Source organism: Thermoplasmataceae archaeon (assembly GCA_038729425.1).
In the GTDB taxonomy this organism is placed as follows: Archaea; Thermoplasmatota; Thermoplasmata; order Thermoplasmatales; family Thermoplasmataceae; genus B-DKE.
Genome location: JAVYSB010000001.1, coordinates 163,663 through 183,639, shown reverse-complemented (window position 1 = coordinate 183,639; position 19,977 = coordinate 163,663). Strand labels below are relative to the sequence as shown.

The 19,977-nt window shown below is 44.4% G+C and carries 22 protein-coding genes; 13 read left to right on the top strand and 9 right to left on the bottom strand.

Annotated features, from left to right (window positions below; genetic code table 11):
- Window positions 1-3 precede the first annotated feature (3 nt).
- Together QW597_00880 and QW597_00875 are read left to right on the top strand one after the other, a co-directional pair.
- Window positions 4-1,320 carry a folylpolyglutamate synthase/dihydrofolate synthase family protein gene (locus tag QW597_00880; protein ID MEM0155143.1) on the top strand — a complete coding sequence of 439 codons (1,317 nt, stop codon included), beginning with the start codon at window positions 4-6 and terminating at the stop codon, window positions 1,318-1,320.
- Window positions 1,321-1,465: 145 nt separating this feature from the next.
- Window positions 1,466-2,776 (top strand): ORC1-type DNA replication protein, encoded by a 1,311-nt coding sequence (locus tag QW597_00875; GenBank protein MEM0155142.1) that lies wholly within the window; start codon window positions 1,466-1,468, stop codon window positions 2,774-2,776.
- Window position 2,777: 1 nt separating this feature from the next.
- Here QW597_00875 and QW597_00870 read toward each other — a convergent pair whose 3' ends face one another.
- Both QW597_00870 and QW597_00865 read right to left on the bottom strand, forming a co-directional pair.
- The gene (locus QW597_00870) at window positions 2,778-3,332 is read right to left on the bottom strand and encodes a class I SAM-dependent methyltransferase (GenBank protein ID MEM0155141.1); all 555 of its coding nucleotides are present in this window, start codon (window positions 3,330-3,332) and stop codon (window positions 2,778-2,780) included.
- 61 nt (window positions 3,333-3,393) lie between these two features.
- Window positions 3,394-4,089, bottom strand: coding sequence for a metal-dependent hydrolase (locus QW597_00865; GenBank protein MEM0155140.1), 696 nt, complete (start codon window positions 4,087-4,089; stop codon window positions 3,394-3,396).
- Between the two features lie 82 nt (window positions 4,090-4,171).
- Here QW597_00865 and QW597_00860 point away from each other — a divergent pair, with 82 nt between their 5' ends.
- Window positions 4,172-4,747, top strand: a complete 576-nt coding sequence (locus QW597_00860) for a LysE family transporter (GenBank protein ID MEM0155139.1) — start codon at window positions 4,172-4,174, stop codon at window positions 4,745-4,747.
- 3 nt (window positions 4,748-4,750) lie between these two features.
- On the opposite strand, the gene QW597_00855 is transcribed toward QW597_00860, so the two are convergent.
- Together QW597_00855 and QW597_00850 are read right to left on the bottom strand one after the other, a co-directional pair.
- Window positions 4,751-5,677, bottom strand: coding sequence for a 2-oxoacid:ferredoxin oxidoreductase subunit beta (locus QW597_00855; protein MEM0155138.1), 927 nt, complete (start codon window positions 5,675-5,677; stop codon window positions 4,751-4,753).
- Window positions 5,667-7,565: a 2-oxoacid:ferredoxin oxidoreductase subunit alpha gene (locus tag QW597_00850; protein ID MEM0155137.1), complete on the bottom strand. Its 1,899-nt coding sequence runs from the start codon at window positions 7,563-7,565 to the stop codon at window positions 5,667-5,669. Before QW597_00850 ends, QW597_00855 begins: the two co-directional genes overlap by 11 nt.
- Before the next feature lie 167 nt (window positions 7,566-7,732).
- On the opposite strand from QW597_00850, the gene QW597_00845 reads away from it, so the two are divergent.
- Together QW597_00845 and QW597_00840 are read left to right on the top strand one after the other, a co-directional pair.
- A complete protein-coding gene (locus QW597_00845; GenBank protein ID MEM0155136.1) occupies window positions 7,733-8,023 on the top strand; it encodes a hypothetical protein in 291 nt (96 codons plus the stop codon).
- A 4-nt stretch (window positions 8,024-8,027) separates the two neighbouring features.
- Window positions 8,028-8,561, top strand: coding sequence for an AAA family ATPase (locus QW597_00840; protein MEM0155135.1), 534 nt, complete (start codon window positions 8,028-8,030; stop codon window positions 8,559-8,561).
- A gap of 5 nt (window positions 8,562-8,566) precedes the next feature.
- Here QW597_00840 and purQ read toward each other — a convergent pair whose 3' ends face one another.
- From purQ to QW597_00825, 3 genes are all read right to left on the bottom strand, one after another.
- On the bottom strand, window positions 8,567-9,379 hold the full coding sequence (purQ, locus tag QW597_00835; protein MEM0155134.1) for a phosphoribosylformylglycinamidine synthase subunit PurQ: 813 nt from the start codon (window positions 9,377-9,379) through the stop codon (window positions 8,567-8,569).
- Complete coding sequence (locus QW597_00830) at window positions 9,369-9,518, bottom strand: 50S ribosomal protein L40e (protein MEM0155133.1); 150 nt, start codon at window positions 9,516-9,518, stop codon at window positions 9,369-9,371. Before QW597_00830 ends, purQ begins: the two co-directional genes overlap by 11 nt.
- A 154-nt stretch (window positions 9,519-9,672) precedes the next feature.
- A complete protein-coding gene (locus QW597_00825; GenBank protein ID MEM0155132.1) occupies window positions 9,673-11,241 on the bottom strand; it encodes a site-2 protease family protein in 1,569 nt (522 codons plus the stop codon).
- Between the two features lie 117 nt (window positions 11,242-11,358).
- Here QW597_00825 and fbp point away from each other — a divergent pair, with 117 nt between their 5' ends.
- The 8 genes from fbp (at window position 11,359) to QW597_00785 (ending at window position 19,001) form a co-directional block, all read left to right on the top strand.
- Complete coding sequence (gene fbp, locus QW597_00820) at window positions 11,359-12,516, top strand: fructose-1,6-bisphosphate aldolase/phosphatase (protein MEM0155131.1); 1,158 nt, start codon at window positions 11,359-11,361, stop codon at window positions 12,514-12,516.
- Between the two features lie 415 nt (window positions 12,517-12,931).
- Window positions 12,932-13,180, top strand: coding sequence for a hypothetical protein (locus QW597_00815; protein MEM0155130.1), 249 nt, complete (start codon window positions 12,932-12,934; stop codon window positions 13,178-13,180).
- The gene (locus tag QW597_00810; protein MEM0155129.1) at window positions 13,177-13,641 is read left to right on the top strand and encodes a hypothetical protein; all 465 of its coding nucleotides are present in this window, start codon (window positions 13,177-13,179) and stop codon (window positions 13,639-13,641) included. The genes QW597_00815 and QW597_00810 overlap by 4 nt, the downstream gene beginning before the upstream one ends.
- The gene (locus tag QW597_00805) at window positions 13,641-15,323 is read left to right on the top strand and encodes a cbb3-type cytochrome c oxidase subunit I (GenBank protein ID MEM0155128.1); all 1,683 of its coding nucleotides are present in this window, start codon (window positions 13,641-13,643) and stop codon (window positions 15,321-15,323) included. Before QW597_00810 ends, QW597_00805 begins: the two co-directional genes overlap by 1 nt.
- Before the next feature lie 2 nt (window positions 15,324-15,325).
- Window positions 15,326-16,021 carry a hypothetical protein gene (locus tag QW597_00800; protein ID MEM0155127.1) on the top strand — a complete coding sequence of 232 codons (696 nt, stop codon included), beginning with the start codon at window positions 15,326-15,328 and terminating at the stop codon, window positions 16,019-16,021.
- A 34-nt stretch (window positions 16,022-16,055) separates the two neighbouring features.
- On the top strand, window positions 16,056-16,943 hold the full coding sequence (cyoE, locus tag QW597_00795) for a heme o synthase (GenBank protein ID MEM0155126.1): 888 nt from the start codon (window positions 16,056-16,058) through the stop codon (window positions 16,941-16,943).
- On the top strand, window positions 16,940-18,397 hold the full coding sequence (locus tag QW597_00790) for a hypothetical protein (GenBank protein ID MEM0155125.1): 1,458 nt from the start codon (window positions 16,940-16,942) through the stop codon (window positions 18,395-18,397). The genes cyoE and QW597_00790 overlap by 4 nt, the downstream gene beginning before the upstream one ends.
- Window positions 18,375-19,001 (top strand): hypothetical protein, encoded by a 627-nt coding sequence (locus QW597_00785; GenBank protein MEM0155124.1) that lies wholly within the window; start codon window positions 18,375-18,377, stop codon window positions 18,999-19,001. Before QW597_00790 ends, QW597_00785 begins: the two co-directional genes overlap by 23 nt.
- Here QW597_00785 and QW597_00780 read toward each other — a convergent pair.
- Together QW597_00780 and QW597_00775 are read right to left on the bottom strand one after the other, a co-directional pair.
- Complete coding sequence (locus tag QW597_00780) at window positions 18,980-19,390, bottom strand: thioesterase family protein (GenBank protein ID MEM0155123.1); 411 nt, start codon at window positions 19,388-19,390, stop codon at window positions 18,980-18,982. The two genes, QW597_00785 and QW597_00780, sit on opposite strands and share 22 nt — an antisense overlap.
- Window positions 19,383-19,976 carry a hypothetical protein gene (locus tag QW597_00775; protein MEM0155122.1) on the bottom strand — a complete coding sequence of 198 codons (594 nt, stop codon included), beginning with the start codon at window positions 19,974-19,976 and terminating at the stop codon, window positions 19,383-19,385. The genes QW597_00780 and QW597_00775 overlap by 8 nt, the downstream gene beginning before the upstream one ends.
- Window position 19,977: the final 1 nt, after the last annotated feature.

Here is a 19,977-nt window from a genome sequence, read left to right as displayed (position 1 = left end):
GCCGTGTCCCTTCCAAATCTGGAATATCTCTATGGTCTCAACCGAGAAGGCATAAAACTCGATCTCAGTATAACCAGAATGTTTTCTGACTTGCTAGGTAGCCCTGACCTGGATTTTGGATCGCTCCATATTGCAGGTACTAATGGAAAAGGGTCCATCACATCATTTATTTACAACATTTTTCAGCAGGCAGTGCCGAGTGGGATGTACACATCGCCGCACCTGGTCAAATTTAATGAGAGGATACTAGCCGATGATCGGTTCGTGAGCGATGACTACATCAACTTATTCATGAAAAAACATGAAAGTGAAATTGAGAATCTGAAGGCCTTAGGAAGAAATCCGACGTTTTTTGAGGTCACTACGGTCATGGCATTTAAATATTTTTCAGATAAAAAAGTAAAGATGGCTTCAGTCGAGGTCGGCCTTGGGGGAAGGCTCGATTCAACAAATATAATTCATCCAGAGGTCAGTATCATATCAAATATCGGGTATGATCACTCAGACAAACTTGGGTGCTCCTTAACTTCCATAGCCTACGAGAAAGCCGGAATTATAAAAGAAAAAGTACCTGTAATTCTTCTTGACGATAAGAATGAGGTTGTGAGGACTGTCAAAAGTGTGGCGGAGAAAAGAGGCAGCAGACTTATCAGGGTATCGAAAGTAACCGAAATTTCCTCGGTTCAGGTAAATGACAGTGGTACCAGATTCAGCCTTAAAACTCCGCAGGACAATTATGAAATTTTTACTCCACTCATTGGCGATTTCCAGATAAGGAATATTGCTACATCTGTACTGGCTGTGGAAAATGGCTCCTCTATTACACCCAATAGAAACCTTATTGAACGTGGCATCAGTCAAACAAGGTGGCCTGCAAGAATGGAGATAATACGCAGAGACCCGACGGTCATGGTGGACTGTGCTCACAATCCACCCGCAGCGCATGCTTTGGTGACTTCGTTTAGGAAACACGTTGGAAAGAAACCGCTTTTGCTCGTTGGAATGCTAGAAGACAAAGACGTTTTCTCATTCCTCACAACAATAAGGTACCTTTCTGACACCATTGTAATCACGACCCCACAGGATACCCCAAGAGCCCTCCCTGCAGAAAGCCTGTCAAAAACGGCGAGGCAGATCTTCCCTTCCGTAAAAGTAATATCAGATCCAAAGGAAGCGTATGAATACGCAAGGTCAGCATCAGATTATGTGCTTATAGCTGGTTCAATGTATCTCGTAGGATTCATAAAGATGCTGGAGAATTCGCCGGTGCTTCCATTTGAAAGGGGTGAAGTCATGAATGAAGCTGAGGCAACTACATAAATCTCAGAAACAGATTTGATCTCAATCACTGAATTTGTTGAAAGGGGCTAATTTTCTGTTCAATCTAAAGATTAAATAAAAATAAAAGATCTACTAGCAAAGTTTATTGTACTAAACCCTCCTAATCTTTCTTTACTGATGCGCCATGTCTAATCCTTTTCTTGATGTTTCAAATAAAAGCCAGATTTTAGTGGGGGATCTTGGTTCCTTGGGTGGGTCATATATCCCTGATAACTTCCCCCACAGAGAGGATCAGATTGAGAAGATTGTCTCCATCCTCGGAAGCATAATGCGCCGGACCAGGCCATCCAATATTATAATATACGGAAAGACGGGAAGTGGGAAGACCTCGACTACTCATTATGTGTCCAGAATGCTTGGAGAAGCGGCTGGATCGGATGCAAAAGTCGTATACGTTAACTGCCAGATCTTTGACTCTCCGTATTCAATCCTTGTTGAAATAGCTAATTCGTTTGCAACTTCGGATGAGGAGCGCATACCGGAGCTCGGTCTCCCCCTGGACAGGATATACAACGAACTGATGAAAAGGATAAATTCCGCCGGAAAGTTCCTGATTGTCGTCCTGGACGAAATAGATAAACTGGTGCTGAAAAATGGAGGCGATTCCTTATATTCCATTCTGAAGATGGCAGACGATACATTCGGAGGAAGGACATCGTTCATAGGAATAACAAATGATACGGGCTTCCAGGAATCTCTGGATGCCAGGATTAAAAGTAGACTTAATCAGGAGAGCATCCTTTTCCCACCATATAATGCCTCCGAGCTGAAAGATATTCTGAAATACCGTGTTAAGAACGTTGTCAGCGGAGACGCAATTGATGATTCGGCAATAAATCTATGTGCAGCCATTGGGGCGCAGGAGCACGGAGACGCCAGGAAGGCAATAGATCTCCTACGTATATCCATAGAAGTGGCTATACGAGGTAGTAAGCCTAAGGTAACCGACACAGAGGTATATGCCGCGAGGGACAAATTCGAGATGGACGTTCTGAGGGAAGCAGTCATAACCCTGCCACTACAGTCGAAGCTAGTCCTGTTATCTGCAGTAGTTACTCAGGAAATATCTTCACTTATGGTCACTGGAGAGCTTTACGAGAACTACAAAAGCATATGTTCTGAACTCGGTTATCAGGCCCTCACATCACGAAGAATAAACGATATCACATCGGAACTCGAGGACTTTGGGCTCTTGTCATCTTCCGTGAAAAGCATGGGCAGGTATGGCAGGACAAAGATACTAAGGGTAATGGGCGACCCCCTGTCAGTGAAGAAATACCTGCTTGAAGACGAGGATCTTTCTCCGTTCAGGGGATCAAAGATCACAAAGCAATACAGATTTGACACAGATTCTAAAGATCAGCAGAAACTAAAACCAGAAGAACTAATGCAGAAGCTGGAAGATATGAAGGAATCTGCTGTAGACAGCAGTTGATTCAGGGGAAGATCAAACACATATCGTCCGCCACATTTATGAGTTTAAAGGAGTTTTTTCTAGCAAAGTCCGCTGGGGCCTCTGTCCAATCATAGTTATCCACTATGAAAAGCGGATTCGCTCCCGCGTGTTTCAGAGCGGTGTTAAGCTCAAACGTTACGTGATTATACTCATGCTCAGAATCATGGAAAAATATGTCCAAACTTCCTTTTGAGGAAAGGGTATTCTCGAGATTTTTCTTTGAGTCTCCAAGTACCAGATTCCAGTCTTTCCTGAGGTTCTCAGGAATTACCCACCCAACGGGTTTTGTTTCCTCTTCAGATCCATATTTTACACCTAGATCAAGACTGATAAGTTTTCCGTTAGTTCCTCTCAGGGCGCTGAGTATGGCGGTTGTGGTTGTTCCGGGCCCGACGCCAGTCTCCACGACCAGCCTGGGCTTTTTAAGCCTGACGCAGGCGTACAGCACTTGAAGTTCATCGTAACTGACCTGCCAATAATCCTTGCCACCCAACTTCGCGTGGACATAATCCACTATTACGTCAGCTTCGTCCATTGCTTTCTGGAAGCCATTTTTGTCACTTTTAAGAAATAAATATAGTGAGGATGCAGCATGGTTAAGCTTTAGCAAATACGAGTTCCTCCTCTACCTTCATTATGCTTACTTTGACGTTTTTGTGCTTCTCTGCTTCTTTCTTAAAATCTTCGGGGTTCTGCTTGATGAGGTCAAATGTATTGTAATGCATGGGGACAAAGTTAGGCGATTTCAACATTCCAGCAGCGACTGCTGCTTCGTGGGGACCCATAGTGTAGTGCCCTCCTATGGGAAGTAGGGATACGTCCGGTTTGTACATTTCTCCAATCAGTTCCATATCCTTGAAGACTCCGGTGTCTCCTGCATGATAAACGCGCATCCCATCCTCAATGATCATGCCCGTTGGTCCGCCCGCATATTTACCGTTGTAACCTGCAGAGTGTGTTGCCAGGACAGCGGTAACTCTGACGCCGTCAACATTGTAATGCCCGCTGTAATTAATGCCAACCGCGTTGAGTCCTTTATTCTCTTCCTCGAGTATCCAGGCAAGCTCAACCATGGTGATCAGTGGAGCATTGTTTTTCTTTGCGATGAAAACAGCATCACCGACATGATCAGAATGGCCATGAGTTACAACGACGAGGTCGGCCTTAACGTCTTCCTTTTTTATCTTGGCAACTGGATTTCCTGTAATAAACGGGTCTACAACAACTTTCTTTCCGAAATCTAGGGTAAAACAGGCATGTCCGTGCCATCGAACTGAGACTTTGTCTGCCATAGGATGTCATAAAGACATTCAATAAATTATTTTCTAAAGGGGTAAAAGGAAGTTAGTTATATGGCAAAGAATTGAAGTTGAAATGGATCTGGCATCGGCAGCGTTAGTCGGAATTTTCCTTGGGATTTCGCTTGCTGCCCCTCCTGGCCCAGTCACCGCAATTATAGTCAACAGGGCTTCGCGCTCTGTTTTCGGAGCGGTCACAGTGGGATTCGGAGCAATGTCAGCTGACTTTGTCCTCATGGTTCTTGTCATTGCCCTTGGGTCTGGAGCAGAACTATCGCCATACGATAAATATATCTATCTTTCGGGATCAGTGGTATTTTTCCTGATGGCTATGATGATAGCAAGCTCAGGTTCAAAAATGAAAGAAACAGGGGAGCGATCCTCTGGGTATCTCTCAGGACTGCTCGTAGGCATTGTTAATCCATTCCAGATTATTTGGTGGTTTACAGCAGGTCTTGGTTTCTACGAGAAATTCAACATATATCCATTCATATTCTTATTCGTAGGAACCACGGCGTGGGTCGTGTTCCTTTCTTATCTGATCAGGTATTCAGTGATAAGGTTCGGAGAAAAAATAAGGGAAATAACCACTGGGTTCAGCGTAATTACCCTAGTGGCTTTTGGGATTTATTTCATTTTGCTGATCCTTTAGGTATTAGATTACTCTGTCAGCGAATGTCTTGAAAGGATCGACATTCGTGAATCCGTCTGGGCCTGCTACAATCTGATCAGAGGGAGGGTTTGTAAGATAATCTGGGACATTCTCCGCTATTCTCTTTACGAAGCTTGGAATAGCCCTGTTATCAAAGAATACTCCTATGGGTATTTTGTCTTCCCATTCAAGTCCTCTGCTGTAAGCATTGTTGAATTTTTCGTTTACCTTCTGTGCCGGAGTGTCCGGCAGCACAACAGGGTCCCAGCCCTTCTCGTCATCTATCTTATATACTCTGCTCTTGTACCATTCCATAGTATTGATATTGTTATACGTGGGGCAAGGTTGTAGCACGTCGATGAATGACGACCCCTCATGGACCAGCGCCTTCTTCACAAGATCCTTCAGATGCTTTGTGTCAAAGGAAAACCCTCTGGCAACGAATGAGTATCCAGAAGAGAGTGCCAGTGTTATTGGGTTTACTTTTCCGTATATATTCGGTTTCGACAATCCCTTTGTGCGCTCGCCTAGTGCCATGGTCGGAGCAGCCTGACCCTTTGTCAGACCATAGACCTCATTATCGTAAAGGATTATCGTAAGGCCAGTATTTCTCCTTCCCTCGGCAACAAAATGTCCTGCACCAATACTGAGCATGTCACCATCACCACTGGTAACGATGACCTTTAGTCTTGGATTTGCAAGCTTTACTCCGGTAGCATATGGAATTGATCTTCCGTGAAGCGTGTGAACCCCTGCAATGTTAAGGTAATGTGGCGTTTTTCCAGAGCAGCCAATTCCCGAGACAGCCACGACATCGTTTGGCCCGTAGTTAAGTTCAGAAAGCGCCTGGGTTAATCCTGTGACGATACCGAAGTCGCCGCAACCAGGGCACCAGTCAATTGCAACATCCGATCTAAAATTATGCGCCATTTTCCAACACCACCGTTTTATTCTTCTTTCCAACTATTTCCTTAGTCGCAGACACCAGTTCATCCTCTGTTATGTGCCTTCCATTGTATTTCAAAATAAAGTTAGTTATCTCTATTCCGGTGTTCATCCTGATTACCTTTGCTGCCTGTCCCGTCATATTACTTTCAACATCTATGACTGTCCCAGCTTTGGAAAGAAAATCCTGTACGAACTTTGACGGGAATGGTTCGAACATCCTGAGATAGAGCAGGTTCGCTTCAATGCCCCGAGCCTTCAAGGCTTCGATAACATCGAGCACCACTCCCTTCTGGCTACCCCAGGTGATGAAAGTGATCTTTGCGTCCTTCTTCCCATAAACCAATACTTTTTCGCTATCAGGAATTTCTTCAGCTGCAAGCTGCAATTTCCTGAATCTCTTTACCATCATCTGGTCTCTTATAACGGGATCCTCAGTAACATGGCCAAGTTCGTCATGTTCGTCGCCGGTCATCCAGAATATATCTTTCCCGAAATATCCCATGGGAGAGATGCCGTTATCAGTGTTAAGAGTGTATCTCTTGAAGTCATCTCTGTGCTCAGTCTTCAGTGCGTGATCTACTTTCACTAATCTAGTGTCAATCTTTGGAACAAAATCAGAGGTATTGGCAAGATTCTTGTCAATAAGGTGAATAACAGGAAGCTGGTATCTCTGAGCATAGTTAAGCGCACTCATTGAGTCATAAATGCATTCCTCGACGTCCCCCGAAGACATTACCATCTTTGGGAATTCACCGTGACCGGTATTCAAGGCAAACATCAGATCAGCCTGTCCATTTCTCGTGGGAAGGCCCGTACTTGGTCCGCCTCTCTGGTAAAGTGTTATGACAACCGGGATCTCGTCTATTCCTGCGAATGAAATTGCTTCCGCCATAAGCGAGAATCCAGGGCCACTGGTAGCAGTCGCGGTTCTCGCGCCGGTGAGCGCGGCTCCTTCTGCCATTGTGATAGCTGAAAGTTCGTCCTCAGTCTGTACTACTGTTATTCCGCCTTTGGTAAGCATCTCGTTCTCGCTTGAAAGCCACTTGATATGCTCATGCTCTTCCAGTATGGCGCTTTCGTCACTGGCTGGAGTGATTGGATAATAGGTCTGGAATCTCAGCCCGCCCATGATCTTTCCGAGAGCAGCCGCATCGTTTCCTGTAAGAAGCATCCTTGGTGGAGCATCTTTGTCAGCCAGAGTCTTTCCAGAGAGTTTATTCTCACTGCAGTAGTCATACGCAGCGTCAACTACCTTGCCATTGAGTTCAATGACTTTTTCCTTACTGCCAAAAATATGCTTTAGGGAACCTTTCGTGAATTTTCTGTCGAGTCCGATTATGGAAAGAGTAAGTGAAGCACCAAGAACGTTTGCGTATCTTGTGGCCGGTCCGTCAAGTTCAACACCCTCGACGACCTTTGAGAAGGGAATGCCAACGATCCTCGCCCCCCTTTTCTTCATTAACTCAAGTGCACCTTTGACGTTGAGTTCAAAGCCGTTTTCCTGCAAGGTGCTGTTTATCCTCTTGAAGGTATCTCTCATTATCATTCTTGCCTGCGAAAGTTCCGATGACTCATCATTCTTGTCGTATATCACTGTTGAGCCAGTGGATACGTCGTCAAGATGCTCAAAAATTGTGTCAGGGTCTAGCGCTACAAGGAAGTCCAGTGGGTACTTCAGCGATCTTGGTCTTTCTTGCTTAATTCTTAAATGAACGTAACTGTGTCTACCCTTGATGTTTGAGTGAAATTCTCTTACACCTAGTACATTATATCCCGAAGATGCAAAGGCTCTGCTGATCATGTTTGAAGAAGTGTCAATACCTCCACCCTGTGGACCTCCTACTGAGAGGTTAAGGTCTATGTTCGACATTGCCACAGGAATTCCAATCTCGTTCTAATACCTTTGTTTGCATTAACGCTGAATAATACTGATTATACGTAAAATAAAAATATTATAACAATCATTATAAATACATGAGTGCCCCCGTGAATGCGTAACTGCAACATTTTAATTAGCCATACGAATCACCGGTAAACATGTATAAGGTATACTCTTTAAAGAAAGAAGCGCGGAAGACTCTTGACATCCTTCTCTCTGACGATATAATAGGAAGACAGACAATCATATACAGAAACGCTGATAACTATGGCGGGGAGTCCGATTCCCTATACGTGATTCTTGAGGGAACTGAGGCGATATTCTCTAGGATAGCCGAACTTAAACTGGACGATCTCAAGGAAGTGAAGAATGGCCAAAAAATATATGAGAAGGTAAAGGAAGAAGAGGACGAGGCCGAAAGCGGGATGGGCTTCATGTTTGGGCGGTAAGTAAATGATGTTGGTTACGGGAATGCCGGGGGCAGGCAAGGACGAATTTATAAATGTTGCCAATAATTTCGGTTTCACAGACGTTCACATGGGGAATACTGTCAGAAAATATGCTGTCGAAAATGGCATAGAGCTAAGTGATCATGAGGTAGGAGCGTTCGCCACTCAGGAGAGAGAGAAGCACGGGAAGCATATCTGGGCTCAGAGAACCTGCCTTTATATAGAGGGAAGAGAGAATATCGTGATTGATGGCGTGAGGAATTACGAGGAGTTGGAATATTTCCAGAAGAAATATGAAACGTTATCCGTGGTTGCCATTTTCGCGAACAGGAGGGACAGACTCGATAGAATCATGCGCAGGAACCGCCCAGACGACATAAAGTCCGAACAGGGACTCCTGGAGAGGGACAACAGGGAACTATCCTGGGGCATAGGCAACGTAATAGCCCTTGCAGATTACATGATAGTAAATGACTCTACCCTCGAGGTTTTCAAAGAAAGAACAACTGAGTTTCTCAGCACACATGCACTGAAGTAACGAAATTACCTGTTTTTTCTCGTGTATTCCACTATGGAATCAAAGAAATCTTTGCCCGTACCCCTTTCGCCGGTCATTTCTTTGCCCATCATCTGAAAAGGATAATAGACTCTTTCTGGATGCGGCATCAGACCCACAACATTTCCCTCTGGGTTAGTAATGGCTGCTGTATCCAGATCCGATCCGTTCGGGTTCCAGGGGTATCCGCACCCATCCCCCTCTGGATTTGAATATTTAAAAAGGATCTGGTTATTATCTGAAATTCTTTCAAGCAAATTCTTGTTTACGGCTCTTATTCTTCCTTCAGCGTGACCAACAGGTACTTGCCTCGGTTCCCCAATCTTGAATCTTTTACTGAAAATTTTGTTCTTCGAAGCCATTTTGAAATAAACGTACCTGCATTCGTATCGGAAAGATTCGTTGGGCGCAAGAGTTACTACCCGCCCCTTCTTACCATCGACATCAGGAATAAGACCCAGCTCAGCGAGAACCTGAAACCCGTTGCATACCCCAATTACCGGCTTTCCTGTATCAATAAATTTTAAAAGTTTGTCCATGACAGAATATCTAAGCCTAGCAGCGAAAATTGCTCCCGCTCTAACATAATCACCTGCAGAGAAGCCACCCGGAATGAATATGGACGAATAATCATCTAGGTCAACCAAGCCACGGCTGATCTCATTTATATGGATAAAATTAGGCAGGGAACCGCTTCTTTTGAAAGAGTAGTATGCTTCATCTTCATTATTGGTGCCCTCCATGCGAATGATCGCAATTCTGGGTAAGTCACTGCTGGAGGATACGGACTTACTGTCCACCTCTCCTCTCCTTCGCTTTCATTCTAAGCCCGGTATACCCGCACTTTCTGCATCTCTCTGCTCTGGGAGAATTTCTGGCATTGCATCTCATGCAAATCTTTTTGTTGAGTCTTCTTTCAACAGCTTCAGGAAACGCCATTTTGTTCGACCTGTATCAAATATATCCACAATAACTGTAGCGGCAGACAATTATGAAACCATATATGGACTTTTTCCTCTCGATTATTTATCTTCCGTCATATGGGCACAAATTTTCTTTACGCTTCTGGTGGATGAGAGATCGTGGGTTCTCATCATGCTATATAGGGCAAAACGATCTCATAGATCAGTATCATTACGATAATCAGGCCAATAGTGTTTATTATCATCCTTACGGTTTTCTCGTTTTTCAAAAAGCTAAGCCTTTTTCGCCTTCCCCAGATATATAAGGTATCTCTGAGAAACTGGCTGCCATCAAAGACTGATATCGGAAGAATATTGGATAGTCCCAGAAGAAAGTTGATCCAAAAGAACCAGTAAAGTAAGTTCACTACGCCCCAGAACACGGCAGGCATAAACGGCGTAACCGTAAGGGACTGCAGGTACGCGGGAACAGGTGATAGCCCAAGGAATGGAAGAGCTATTGCATAAATGACCCCTTCGAATCCTCCGGTCAGCATTGTTCCGCCAAAAACTTCTGATATGACTGAGTTAACTGGAACTCCTTCAAGCCCGAGGTAGCTAGATTCTACGCCAATAAAACTCTGGGTCCTGTAAGCGACATTGTTAGCAGAAGGATCAAACTGCTGATAATACGAATACTTGGATACGGTGGTAATGCTGAATGTCTTCTGCTGATTGCTTTGAGTAGTTTCATTGTGATAAAGCACGGTCAGTGAAAGCGTACTTCCGGGTGTGATGTTATCGAGTATTCCGGTCAGTTCGTTCTCATTTGTCACAATTCCGTTGTTCACTGATATGATCACAGATCCAGAAAGCTCGCTGCTGAAATTGTTGGCCGGAAATCCCTGAATCGTACTGACTATATTGACGCCGGCTACTAGTTTTGTGTCCACAGTCTTACCCTCATAGACATAGGTAGCGTTATACGTGGTCCCGGGTCTAAGCGTGGAAGCGGTGGAAAGGCTGTTAACAGAATCACCTGAATAATTCCCAAAAGAGGTGATGAGGCTCCCTGGTAATATGTTTGTGTTGTTCACCAATGGCATAGGGGAAACCTGCTCGACATACATGCCACTGCTTACGGGATGTACGCTTGGCATCATGACAAAAAGCAGAAGGAATATGGTGATTAAAGCTATTACAATGTTTACACCAGGTCCAGCGGCAACGATGCGTCTCCTCACAACCGGATCGGCATTGCTCATTTCCTGCTCATCCGGTTCCACAAATGCTCCCAGGGGAGCAACAAAGAACAATGCACCGACGGAATTCACCTTCATCTTCTGCTTTCTCGCAACAACGCCGTGCATGATTTCATGAACTACGACGGACACAAAGAGAGCAATCCCTCCATAGACTACAGGAATTGCCGGGTTTATCCCGGGAAGTGCTATATAATAGCTCAGCGGTGGGGCGGTAGTGATCCTCACAGACGACACCAAGATCGTCTCATAGACTATCAGGAACATTGCGAATATGAGAGTCAGAAGGGAAAGAATCACTGAAAGCTTTCCGAAAACTATGGCTGGAAAACGCTTGGAAATCCCATCAAGGACACCTCGGTTTTTCGTAGTCTTTATCATCAGGGCAGGACCGAGCAATGAAAAGTGTTTTGTTTTCAATATTCTTTCCCGGAGGGAAATTAAAATGACAATCCATGCAAATATGAGAATTACAGCTATTTCCAGCCCCGAAATCATCTGACGCTCATTGAGATTCTATTATTTAGTTTTTCTGCGATCAGTGCGCATATTATATTTGTATGCCCGAAATATAGAGAAAGTTTTTAATTGTTAATTCCATAAGAAAAGGATATCATGAAAACTACTATTTCCCATATTAAAGCAGATATAGGAAGTTTGCCCGGCCATTCGAGCGTTTTTGCTCCAGTAGTTGAGGCAGTTGACGGTTATGTAAGGGATCACAGTAAGGGAATTCTATCAGATTACAGGATATCCCACGTTGGAGATGATATACAGATAACCATGATTCATGGTCTCGGAATTGATAATTCACAAGTCCACGGACTTGCCTGGGAAGCATTTAAAGCTGGTACTGCGGTGGCGAAGAAGTTCGGTTTGTACGGTGCGGGGCAGGATCTCTTAAAAGATGCTTTCTCCGGAAACATTAAAGGGATGGGACCGGGAATTGCGGAAATGGAGATATCCCCAAGGAAATCCGAACCTTTTATTGTTTATATGATGGATAAGACAGAACCTGGAGCTTTCAATTACCCTATTTTCAAAATGTTTTCGGATCCGTTTAACACACCGGGCTTGGTGATTGACCCTAACATGCATGAAGGCTTTATTTTTGAAATATGGGACATAATGAAAGCAAAGAGGATCTTTCTTCCTAGTCCGGAAAGGACGTACGACATTCTGGCGATGATAGGATCCAAGAGCAAATACGTGATTAAGAGGGTGTATACCAAACCATCTCATGAGAAACTCCCTGACGAGAACGTTGCGGTAATTTCCACGGACAAGTTGTCTTTCATTGCCGGCGAATATGTTGGAAAGGATGATCCCGCTGGAATAGTAAGGTTGCAATCGGGACTCCCTGCTGCCGGTGAATCTCTTGAGGCCTTTTCGTATCCGTTTCTCGTGTCAGGCTGGATGAGAGGATCGTTTAACGGGCCACTTATGCCTGTCGGGATGAAGGACGCCAAGATGACAAGATTTGACGGCCCTCCAAGAGTCGTTGCCCTCGGGTTTGTTCTGAAGGACGGCCTTCTTTCAGGTCCTGTGGATATGTTTGATGATCCAGCTTTCGATGGAGCAAGAAAAACAGCCGTAAATATTGTTGACTACATGAGGAGAATGGGGCCCTTCGAACCTCACAGACTGCCGGATGAGGATATGGAATACACCACACTTCCAAAGGTGCTTGAAAGTATGAGCGGAAGCTTCGAAGACATAGATCAACCCAAGAAAAAGGAAAAACTCAAGGTTGCAACGAGAGATATGGATTAAATTACCATTCCCTATTTTTAGAGTATAGTGACCAATGGCTTGAGATCCAATATACTAAGTTCAGGTTTTTATAAGAATGGCAAAGTTTCCTTAATGCTTAAAATCTTGACGCGTATTGGGTGTATGATACACATTTTTTACATTCGTCGCTTAATTTCTAATTTCCCTTTATGAACCGATTCCTCGGAACATTATTATCTATCGAATCGTATTTTTAGCAATTCACAACGAATTCTGCGTGTTTGAATATATTAAATTGTTGCTGATTTGACGACTCTGGTGATAGACGACAGTGATTGATTCTAATTATATTTTACACTTTTTATATGTAGACTACGTTAAAATAAGGTTTACCGAGCAATTGTCCGACATCAATTTCGAAAAGACTTATATAAAGCAGGTGTATCACACATTTATGGATGAGAAAATTAAGATAATTCTCATTTTCTTTATTGCGTCTGTAATTATCGGAGTCGTCAGTGACCTTCTGCTGGCTTACTCTTTTGCGAGGTTTTTTGGAGGGAACCCCGGTTCCCAGACAGCCGCAGTCGCAGCACCCTTCATGGCTTCCGGAATAGCAAGTGGAGCCCTTACGATATTACTTTTGATTTACCCAGTTTTTAAGAAAGCAGATCGATCGCATAATTGGGAGGACTTCAGATGAACAAGAAGATCAAGACAGAACTGCTATGGATGATTGGCGTACTTGCGGTTATTTCTGTTGCAATGTACTGGAATTTTATGGTGGTGCAGAATCAATCCACTGAGATTGCCCAGGCCGATTACGGCAAAATCCCTACCGGCCCAAATGTAATTGATGTTGTGGCTACCCAGTGGCTCTGGTCCTTTACGAATTCTACGGGGAATACTACCTACGACGCTTTCAACGTAGCAGTTAACGAAACATATACACTTGTAATTACGTCTGCAGCCACGCAAACGAGTTCCGCGGTTATTCACTCGCTTCTTATTCCCCAATTAGGTGTACAATCCTACGCAGTTCCTGGCCAGACCAATGTTGTTCAGTTCACGCCAACGCATACTGGTAGCTATTATTTTGTTTGTGTGGAATACTGCGGTCAGGGTCACTACACAATGAGAGGCTACATGACGGTGGTGCCCTGATGGCACTTTACGTTACGCTGCTTGAGTATTCTCTTGGGCTGTCTGTTGCTGGCCTTGTCATGTTTTTCATATACTATTTATATAATTCAAGAAGAGACGCGCTGGTTGACGACGCAGAGAGCCATGATTATGCAGATCCGGATTCTTACGCAAGGGACCAACTAATATCGAGGCAGCGCTTCGCAGACTGGTCAATTTTCATGTACAACGATTCCAAGAGTATAGGACTGAGATTTATATTCACCAGCCTTCTTTTTTTCTTCATAGCCGGGGCATTTGGAATCCTGCTTAGGGTAAGCCTATCCGTGCCGACACCCTCTGTATTGACTCCCGATTTGTATGATATTGTGCTTACCCAGCATGCTACACTTATGATATATATGTGGGCTCTGGGCATAACTGTCGGACTTTCATATTACCTCCTTCCATCAGCAATTAGGATAAAGAGAGACACTATGGGGAATTATTCCTCCTTCGCATACTGGGTCTGGCTCCTAGGCGGAATATTCATAATTCTCTCCAGAACATCCACAAGATGGTATTTCTATCCTCCTCTTGCACTTCAAGCTACGCTTAATGGTGCCGGAGCTGATAACTGGTTAGCGATAATTGGCCTTGAACTCATATTCGTTGCACTGATTATCATCTGCATAGTGGTGATTAGGATGATCCTTCTTGATCGCGGTAATTCGGTCAGGCTGGACAATATGTCAATCTTTGCGTGGTCGGTTCTATTCACCATGATCCTTGCCATACTTTCTCTCGGTCCTGTAGTGGTAGCATTGGGCATGTTGTTTTATGACTTTTTCAATCCAATCTTTTTTGTCGCTTCCTCAGGTAACGTTCTTTTGTTTACAATCCTGTTTTGGTTCTGGGGCCACCCCATCGTCTATATCCCGGTTATTCCCTTCTTCGGTGTAATATATGAATTGTTGCCAACCTTTACTGGTGCGAAAATATACAGCCGTTCATCTGCTATACTAGGACTTGGACTACTGCTCATACTTAGCATGTTGGTCTGGGGGCATCATCTAATGAATTCTGGGCTTGGTGTCATGTGGGACCTCATTTTCAGCACCGCATCATTCCTTATTGTAATACCGTCGGCCATCACGGTATTTAACTATATTGCTACATTGTGGACGGCTACCAGGATAAGGATGACAACGCCCATGCTCTTCATAATAAACGGTATCATTGATTTCATCATTGGCGGCATTACGGGTGTCATGCAAAGTAACGTGGGGGTCAATGAAATAGTTCACGGGACATACTGGGTTACCGGTCACTTCCACTTCATATTTCTTGGTATAACCACGGGAATTGCTTTTGCAGCATTCTATGTTCTTTTCCCAACTTTCACCCGTGGAAGGAAGTATAACGAAAGGCTAGCAAGGTGGCATTTCGGACTGACAGCGATTGGATCCATGATAATGTCACTTGCCTGGACCACTGGAGGGTTTCTTGGTATGCCGAGGGCGGTCGACGGATATTTCGCATTTTTCCAGCCTTTCCAGGATACTGCAATTCTCGGAGGACTGATAATTGGTGTAGGTCAGCTGATATTCCTCTATAATATTGCTTCGAGCTGGCTGAAGTCACCCACTACGGATACATCAAATGTGCTCGAGCCAAACTTCCCTGAAACTTCCCCAGGTGCTGTGGCTGGAGGAGGTAAGTAATCATGCCCGGTAACAAAGGCGGGATTGCCTTCGCGTTGATTGTTGTCCTCGCGGTTGCAGGGTCTGTAGGGTTCGTCATAAGCCCACAACCTACTTCCGTTCTTTCACAAACAATACCAGCAAATCCTGCTTACAAGGTGAGTACCACTCTTTACGCAAATGTTCTCGGGTGGGACACACCTACAAGTTACGGCAACTCAAACGGATCCATACCGATTAATCCTACACTCAACTACACGGTTGGCACTGTGGTAACATTCACTGTGATTGAAACAGACACTCTGCCACACGACCTGTACATAGCTAAAGGGTCAAATGAAAACATGGCGGCATATTATTCTGTTATCGGAGCTATCAACCCAATACCCGGTTCCGTCTATACCGGAGAATGGTACGCACTGGCGGTTGGCACCTATACGTACTGGTGTGAGGTTCACCCCACTACCATGGTTGGCACAATAAATGTCCTGCCGGTTAACTCCAGTTCAGGATCAGGTGGATCACCATCCGTAAACCCAGCACTGCCTGTCGGTTCCCAACATAGAGTTACGGGTATTAATTTCCCAGACGCGCAGGGCTTGTCAATGGGTATCAGCGGAATGCACTCAGGCTTCATGAATCTAGTGCAGGTGGGGATTAACGGAATTTTAACTTTTCCCCCGTTTCTTTCGCTGGTTGAAGCAGGATTGAAGTTATGAGACTGAAACGTGACTCGGCAAGGTTAAATTTAGGTTGGAGATAGAGGAACGCCGGTTTGAAATGAACGTACGCGACTTCATGAAAATTACAAAGGCTGAAATCACGGTACTCATAGACATAGTAGCTGTAACAGGCTTTCTGGTTGCTCCATCATCAGCATCTCGTATAATTCTACTTGTGCCCCTACTTATATCCGGAACCCTTGCATCTATGTCTGCATCGGTTTTCAACAATGTTTACGATGTTGACATTGACAGCCGAATGAAAAGAACCCTCTCAAGAAACAGGATAATCCACATTGGAAACAGGAGATCCTACCTGATAATGGGAATAGTAATGGTGCTTGTCTCTCTGCCTGTGGCATATTTTGCGATCAATCCACTCACATCTCTTTTTATCCTCGGGGGTTTCCTCAGCTATGTATTTCTGTACACAATCTTCCTCAAGCGCAGGACGACATGGAACATTGTGATAGGAGGCATAGCTGGTAGTTTTCCAGCGCTCGCTGGATGGGCTGCCGTTACTGGATCTGTATCATTCACATCCCTCTTTATAGCGTTTCTAGTGTTCCTTTGGACTCCAACTCATTTCTGGAGCCTTGCTGCCGGGAATACTGAAGATTACAGCCGGGCTGAAGTACCGATGCTGCCCGCTGTGGTTGGGATAAAGAGAGGCAGCCAGTGGATCTTCATCAATACGCTCATACTGGTGCTTTATTCCATCCTCCCGATATTTGTGCACCAGATCCAGGTAGGAATGTATTATCTCCCTATTGCTGTCCTGATGGATGGCATAATGCTTTACTTTGTTGTATCTTCCATGTTGGGTGATCACAAGCTTGAAGGATTCAAAAAGGCATTTCACGCTTCAAATTACTATCTACTGTTTATCCTTGTTTCCATCTGGATTGCCTTCATATGAAAGTCCGGAAGTTATCGCTCTGGCTGTCTTTGATCTCCTTGGGTAGCGTAGTTGCCGCATTTTATTTTGGTCATTCCTCCGGATACCTCTTATATGAGAAATCCGTGTTTTTGGAGTCCATTGAGATCATAGCTCCGGCTCTGGTTTTCCCCTTCGTTGTTTCGCTTGAATATCCGAGAATCAGGACGCTTCAGTTTTACTTTTCACTTCTTACCATGCTCTACTATGCCCTACTCGCCTCAGTGTTCGTTTACGTACCAAATATAGACATTTTCCTGATAATTTCTCTGGCTGCTAATGTCTACATTTTCTACAAGTATGCGTACGAAGGAAAAGTCTCGATTTACAGGGCATCCATATTCTATGCTGTCTTCTTCCTGATGTTTTATCTCTCAGGTCTCATGAGGATATACTTTGTCCCTTCATTTTCACCCGTGATGTACGTCGGTTCCATTTATGATGATGAAAATCCTGCCGGTGTCCCGGCGTTCTTTGCTGGGTCTCTCGTCATTTATTCCAGGCTTTTTGTTCTAACCATAAGTTCCCAGACCCTTGCATTGTTTGCTGGGCTCTCTTCAGTCCTCACAGAGAATTATACGCTGATATTCCGGTACGTCAGGAAGCGCGCTTCAACAAGTGCCTTTAGCGGAACTCTCTCAGGGGCGCTTTCTGTGCTGAGCTGCCAGTGTGAGGGCATAACTGCGGCGTTTCCAACTGCGGTAACCCTGCTTATTTCTGTAATGGTCATCCCACTGATACTTGAAAGCATAGTCCTGCTTGCCATGACCAATATTTTTCTTCTGGTTTTCTACATCAAGGGGAGGAGGCTAAGACTAAAGCTCATACTGCTTCATAAGAAGACCGTATCTCCTTACGTACTGTCCGCCGTTTTCCTAATTCTAGTGCCACTTTTGGAAACAACTGGCATATATTATGGAATGGAAAGAAATCTCTTCTTTTTTGTTTCCATCAATTTGGTAATGTTCATTGAGGGCATTACAATTTCGACTATCATTTCAACAGTGGTCAGATTCAGGAAGATAGGAACGTTATTTGTCTATATTATGTCGATAATGTCATTCTGTCTCATGTTTTCATGGTTCATCCCCGCGGTTTCTGTTTACGCATATACATATGTCGAATGGTTTTCCGTTATGACCTTTAGTAGCCTTGCTGCCGGGGTCATTACCGGTTACGTCTATGGAACATTAGACCCAAATCAGAAAAGGGTGTATCTGGAATTTATCACAATGATGTTCAGCATGTTTGCGATTGTCCTGTTCTACATTACAGTGATCGGAAACGTCGTCCTGTGGAAAGGAATCTCCGGGATCGGGGAACAGAGCACCCTTGCTATAGCGATCTGGATGGTATCCCTTCCAGTTATGTGGATCGCAACAAATGTAAGCTTGAACTCATATGGAGATAATCATGCGGCCAGGTCGCAGGCTTAGAATTCTCTTATTCGTGGCCCTTGAGGCTGTGATTTTCTTCCTTTTCTTCTCAGTATATTTATCCGGGGCCGTATATTCTTACTGGATATATGTTACATCAACCCCTATCATTTTGATTTTTTTAATTTACCTGCAGGGTGATATCGGGGCCAGGATCAGGCAACTGGTCTTTTCTAGAGATGTTGTTGTCCTGCTTACAGTATTATTTCTCTGGTATTATTTATATGCAGTAACTGGGGAAAGTGCCTCTTATCTTACTGTTACATTCTATGCTCCCGTCCTGCTGGAGGAGCTGAATTTCAGGTATGTTGTAACGAGTTATCTGTCCTCTCTTACCAGATCCGGGATGGCAACAATAATTCAGGCTTTCTTATACGCTATCTTCTATTCTTCGGTACTGATAGCAACTCCGGGAGCGTATCCAGGTTTCTTTGCGGTATTCTACCTTATTGACATGTTCTCAATAGGGCTTATCTATGGTGTAATTTATTATTTCAGGAAGAATATATATTTAGACATGGCTATTCATTTCACACTTTGGGCCATGATTCCGTTCACGCCTGCCTGGTTGGCCTGGCTCCCTTACAGCATGGCTCCGGCATGATCTGACGCAATTCTCCTGATTTCCACGGGAACAGGAGTTTTCTGGCCGTCTTTCATGAACACTGCGATGGTCTTACCCCTGCAGTAGACCTCTTCTGTACCGAGTTCGAGTATTACATGATCGAACGTTACGCTTGTATTCCCTGTTCTGGATATATAAGTTTCTAGGACGGGCATCGAGAACAGCGTTATTGGTTTGAGATAGTCAGCCTCGACCCTAGCAAGTACGAAGTTTATACTCTCAATTTCACGCAACAGTCCGTTCTTCCTGAGAAGATCGATCCTCCCCAGTTCGAAATAAGTGAAATAGACTGCATTGTTAGCGTGGCCAAGGGTGTCCATGTCGCCATAACGGACCTGGATTTTTAGCACGGACTTATATTCAGACATGATCAAGGTAATCGGCGAGAAGGCTAATAAATTGCGATGGCCGTTCCACAAATATATCCCTTGCGTTTCCTGAAATTTTTACAAGCCTCGAACCGGCTGTGAGATCATGATACCGAAACATAACCCTTTCCTCCTCAACAGGACCCCCCCGTCCATATATGTACCAGACGGGTTCTTCTATTCTGTAGAGGAGTGAAAAGATACCTTCACTGTATTCAGGGGAGATTGCTATGAATCCAGAAGATCCAACCTTTCTGTTAACTAGGGATACTATAATTGCGAGTGCCGCGTAGCCGCTGCCTATAAGAACAGGGGATTCCAGACCCAAGTTGCTGCAGGCAAAAGAAAACGATTCAGAAAGGGGTTCAACATGGCTCCCAACTTCAGCCTTAATCTCAGGTAAAATCACCAGCAAATTAAGATTGAGGCCTTGAGCCTTCCTGACTATCTCGAGGTGTTCAATGTCTCTCACATGACCAATGGGATCGAGCAACAGGACAACGTCTTTCAGGCCATCACTGTTCTTCACCATTATATATTTTAGATCGACACTGTTCCATTTCAGTGCACCAGTTAGCTGATCCATT

Coding starts and splice junctions, on each gene's coding strand:
- QW597_00875 (MEM0155142.1), top strand. CDS start 1,466: ATGTCTAATCCTTTTCTTGATGTTTCAAATAAAAGCCAGATTTTAGTG.
- QW597_00870 (MEM0155141.1), bottom strand. CDS start 3,332: ATGGACGAAGCTGACGTAATAGTGGATTATGTCCACGCGAAGTTGGGT.
- QW597_00865 (MEM0155140.1), bottom strand. CDS start 4,089: ATGGCAGACAAAGTCTCAGTTCGATGGCACGGACATGCCTGTTTTACC.
- QW597_00860 (MEM0155139.1), top strand. CDS start 4,172: ATGGATCTGGCATCGGCAGCGTTAGTCGGAATTTTCCTTGGGATTTCG.
- QW597_00855 (MEM0155138.1), bottom strand. CDS start 5,677: ATGGCGCATAATTTTAGATCGGATGTTGCAATTGACTGGTGCCCTGGT.
- QW597_00850 (MEM0155137.1), bottom strand. CDS start 7,565: ATGTCGAACATAGACCTTAACCTCTCAGTAGGAGGTCCACAGGGTGGA.
- QW597_00845 (MEM0155136.1), top strand. CDS start 7,733: ATGTATAAGGTATACTCTTTAAAGAAAGAAGCGCGGAAGACTCTTGAC.
- QW597_00840 (MEM0155135.1), top strand. CDS start 8,028: ATGATGTTGGTTACGGGAATGCCGGGGGCAGGCAAGGACGAATTTATA.
- QW597_00830 (MEM0155133.1), bottom strand. CDS start 9,518: ATGGCGTTTCCTGAAGCTGTTGAAAGAAGACTCAACAAAAAGATTTGC.
- QW597_00825 (MEM0155132.1), bottom strand. CDS start 11,241: ATGATTTCGGGGCTGGAAATAGCTGTAATTCTCATATTTGCATGGATT.
- fbp (MEM0155131.1), top strand. CDS start 11,359: ATGAAAACTACTATTTCCCATATTAAAGCAGATATAGGAAGTTTGCCC.
- QW597_00815 (MEM0155130.1), top strand. CDS start 12,932: ATGGATGAGAAAATTAAGATAATTCTCATTTTCTTTATTGCGTCTGTA.
- QW597_00810 (MEM0155129.1), top strand. CDS start 13,177: ATGAACAAGAAGATCAAGACAGAACTGCTATGGATGATTGGCGTACTT.
- QW597_00805 (MEM0155128.1), top strand. CDS start 13,641: ATGGCACTTTACGTTACGCTGCTTGAGTATTCTCTTGGGCTGTCTGTT.
- QW597_00800 (MEM0155127.1), top strand. CDS start 15,326: ATGCCCGGTAACAAAGGCGGGATTGCCTTCGCGTTGATTGTTGTCCTC.
- QW597_00790 (MEM0155125.1), top strand. CDS start 16,940: ATGAAAGTCCGGAAGTTATCGCTCTGGCTGTCTTTGATCTCCTTGGGT.
- QW597_00785 (MEM0155124.1), top strand. CDS start 18,375: ATGCGGCCAGGTCGCAGGCTTAGAATTCTCTTATTCGTGGCCCTTGAG.
- QW597_00780 (MEM0155123.1), bottom strand. CDS start 19,390: ATGTCTGAATATAAGTCCGTGCTAAAAATCCAGGTCCGTTATGGCGAC.
- QW597_00775 (MEM0155122.1), bottom strand. CDS start 19,976: ATGGATCAGCTAACTGGTGCACTGAAATGGAACAGTGTCGATCTAAAA.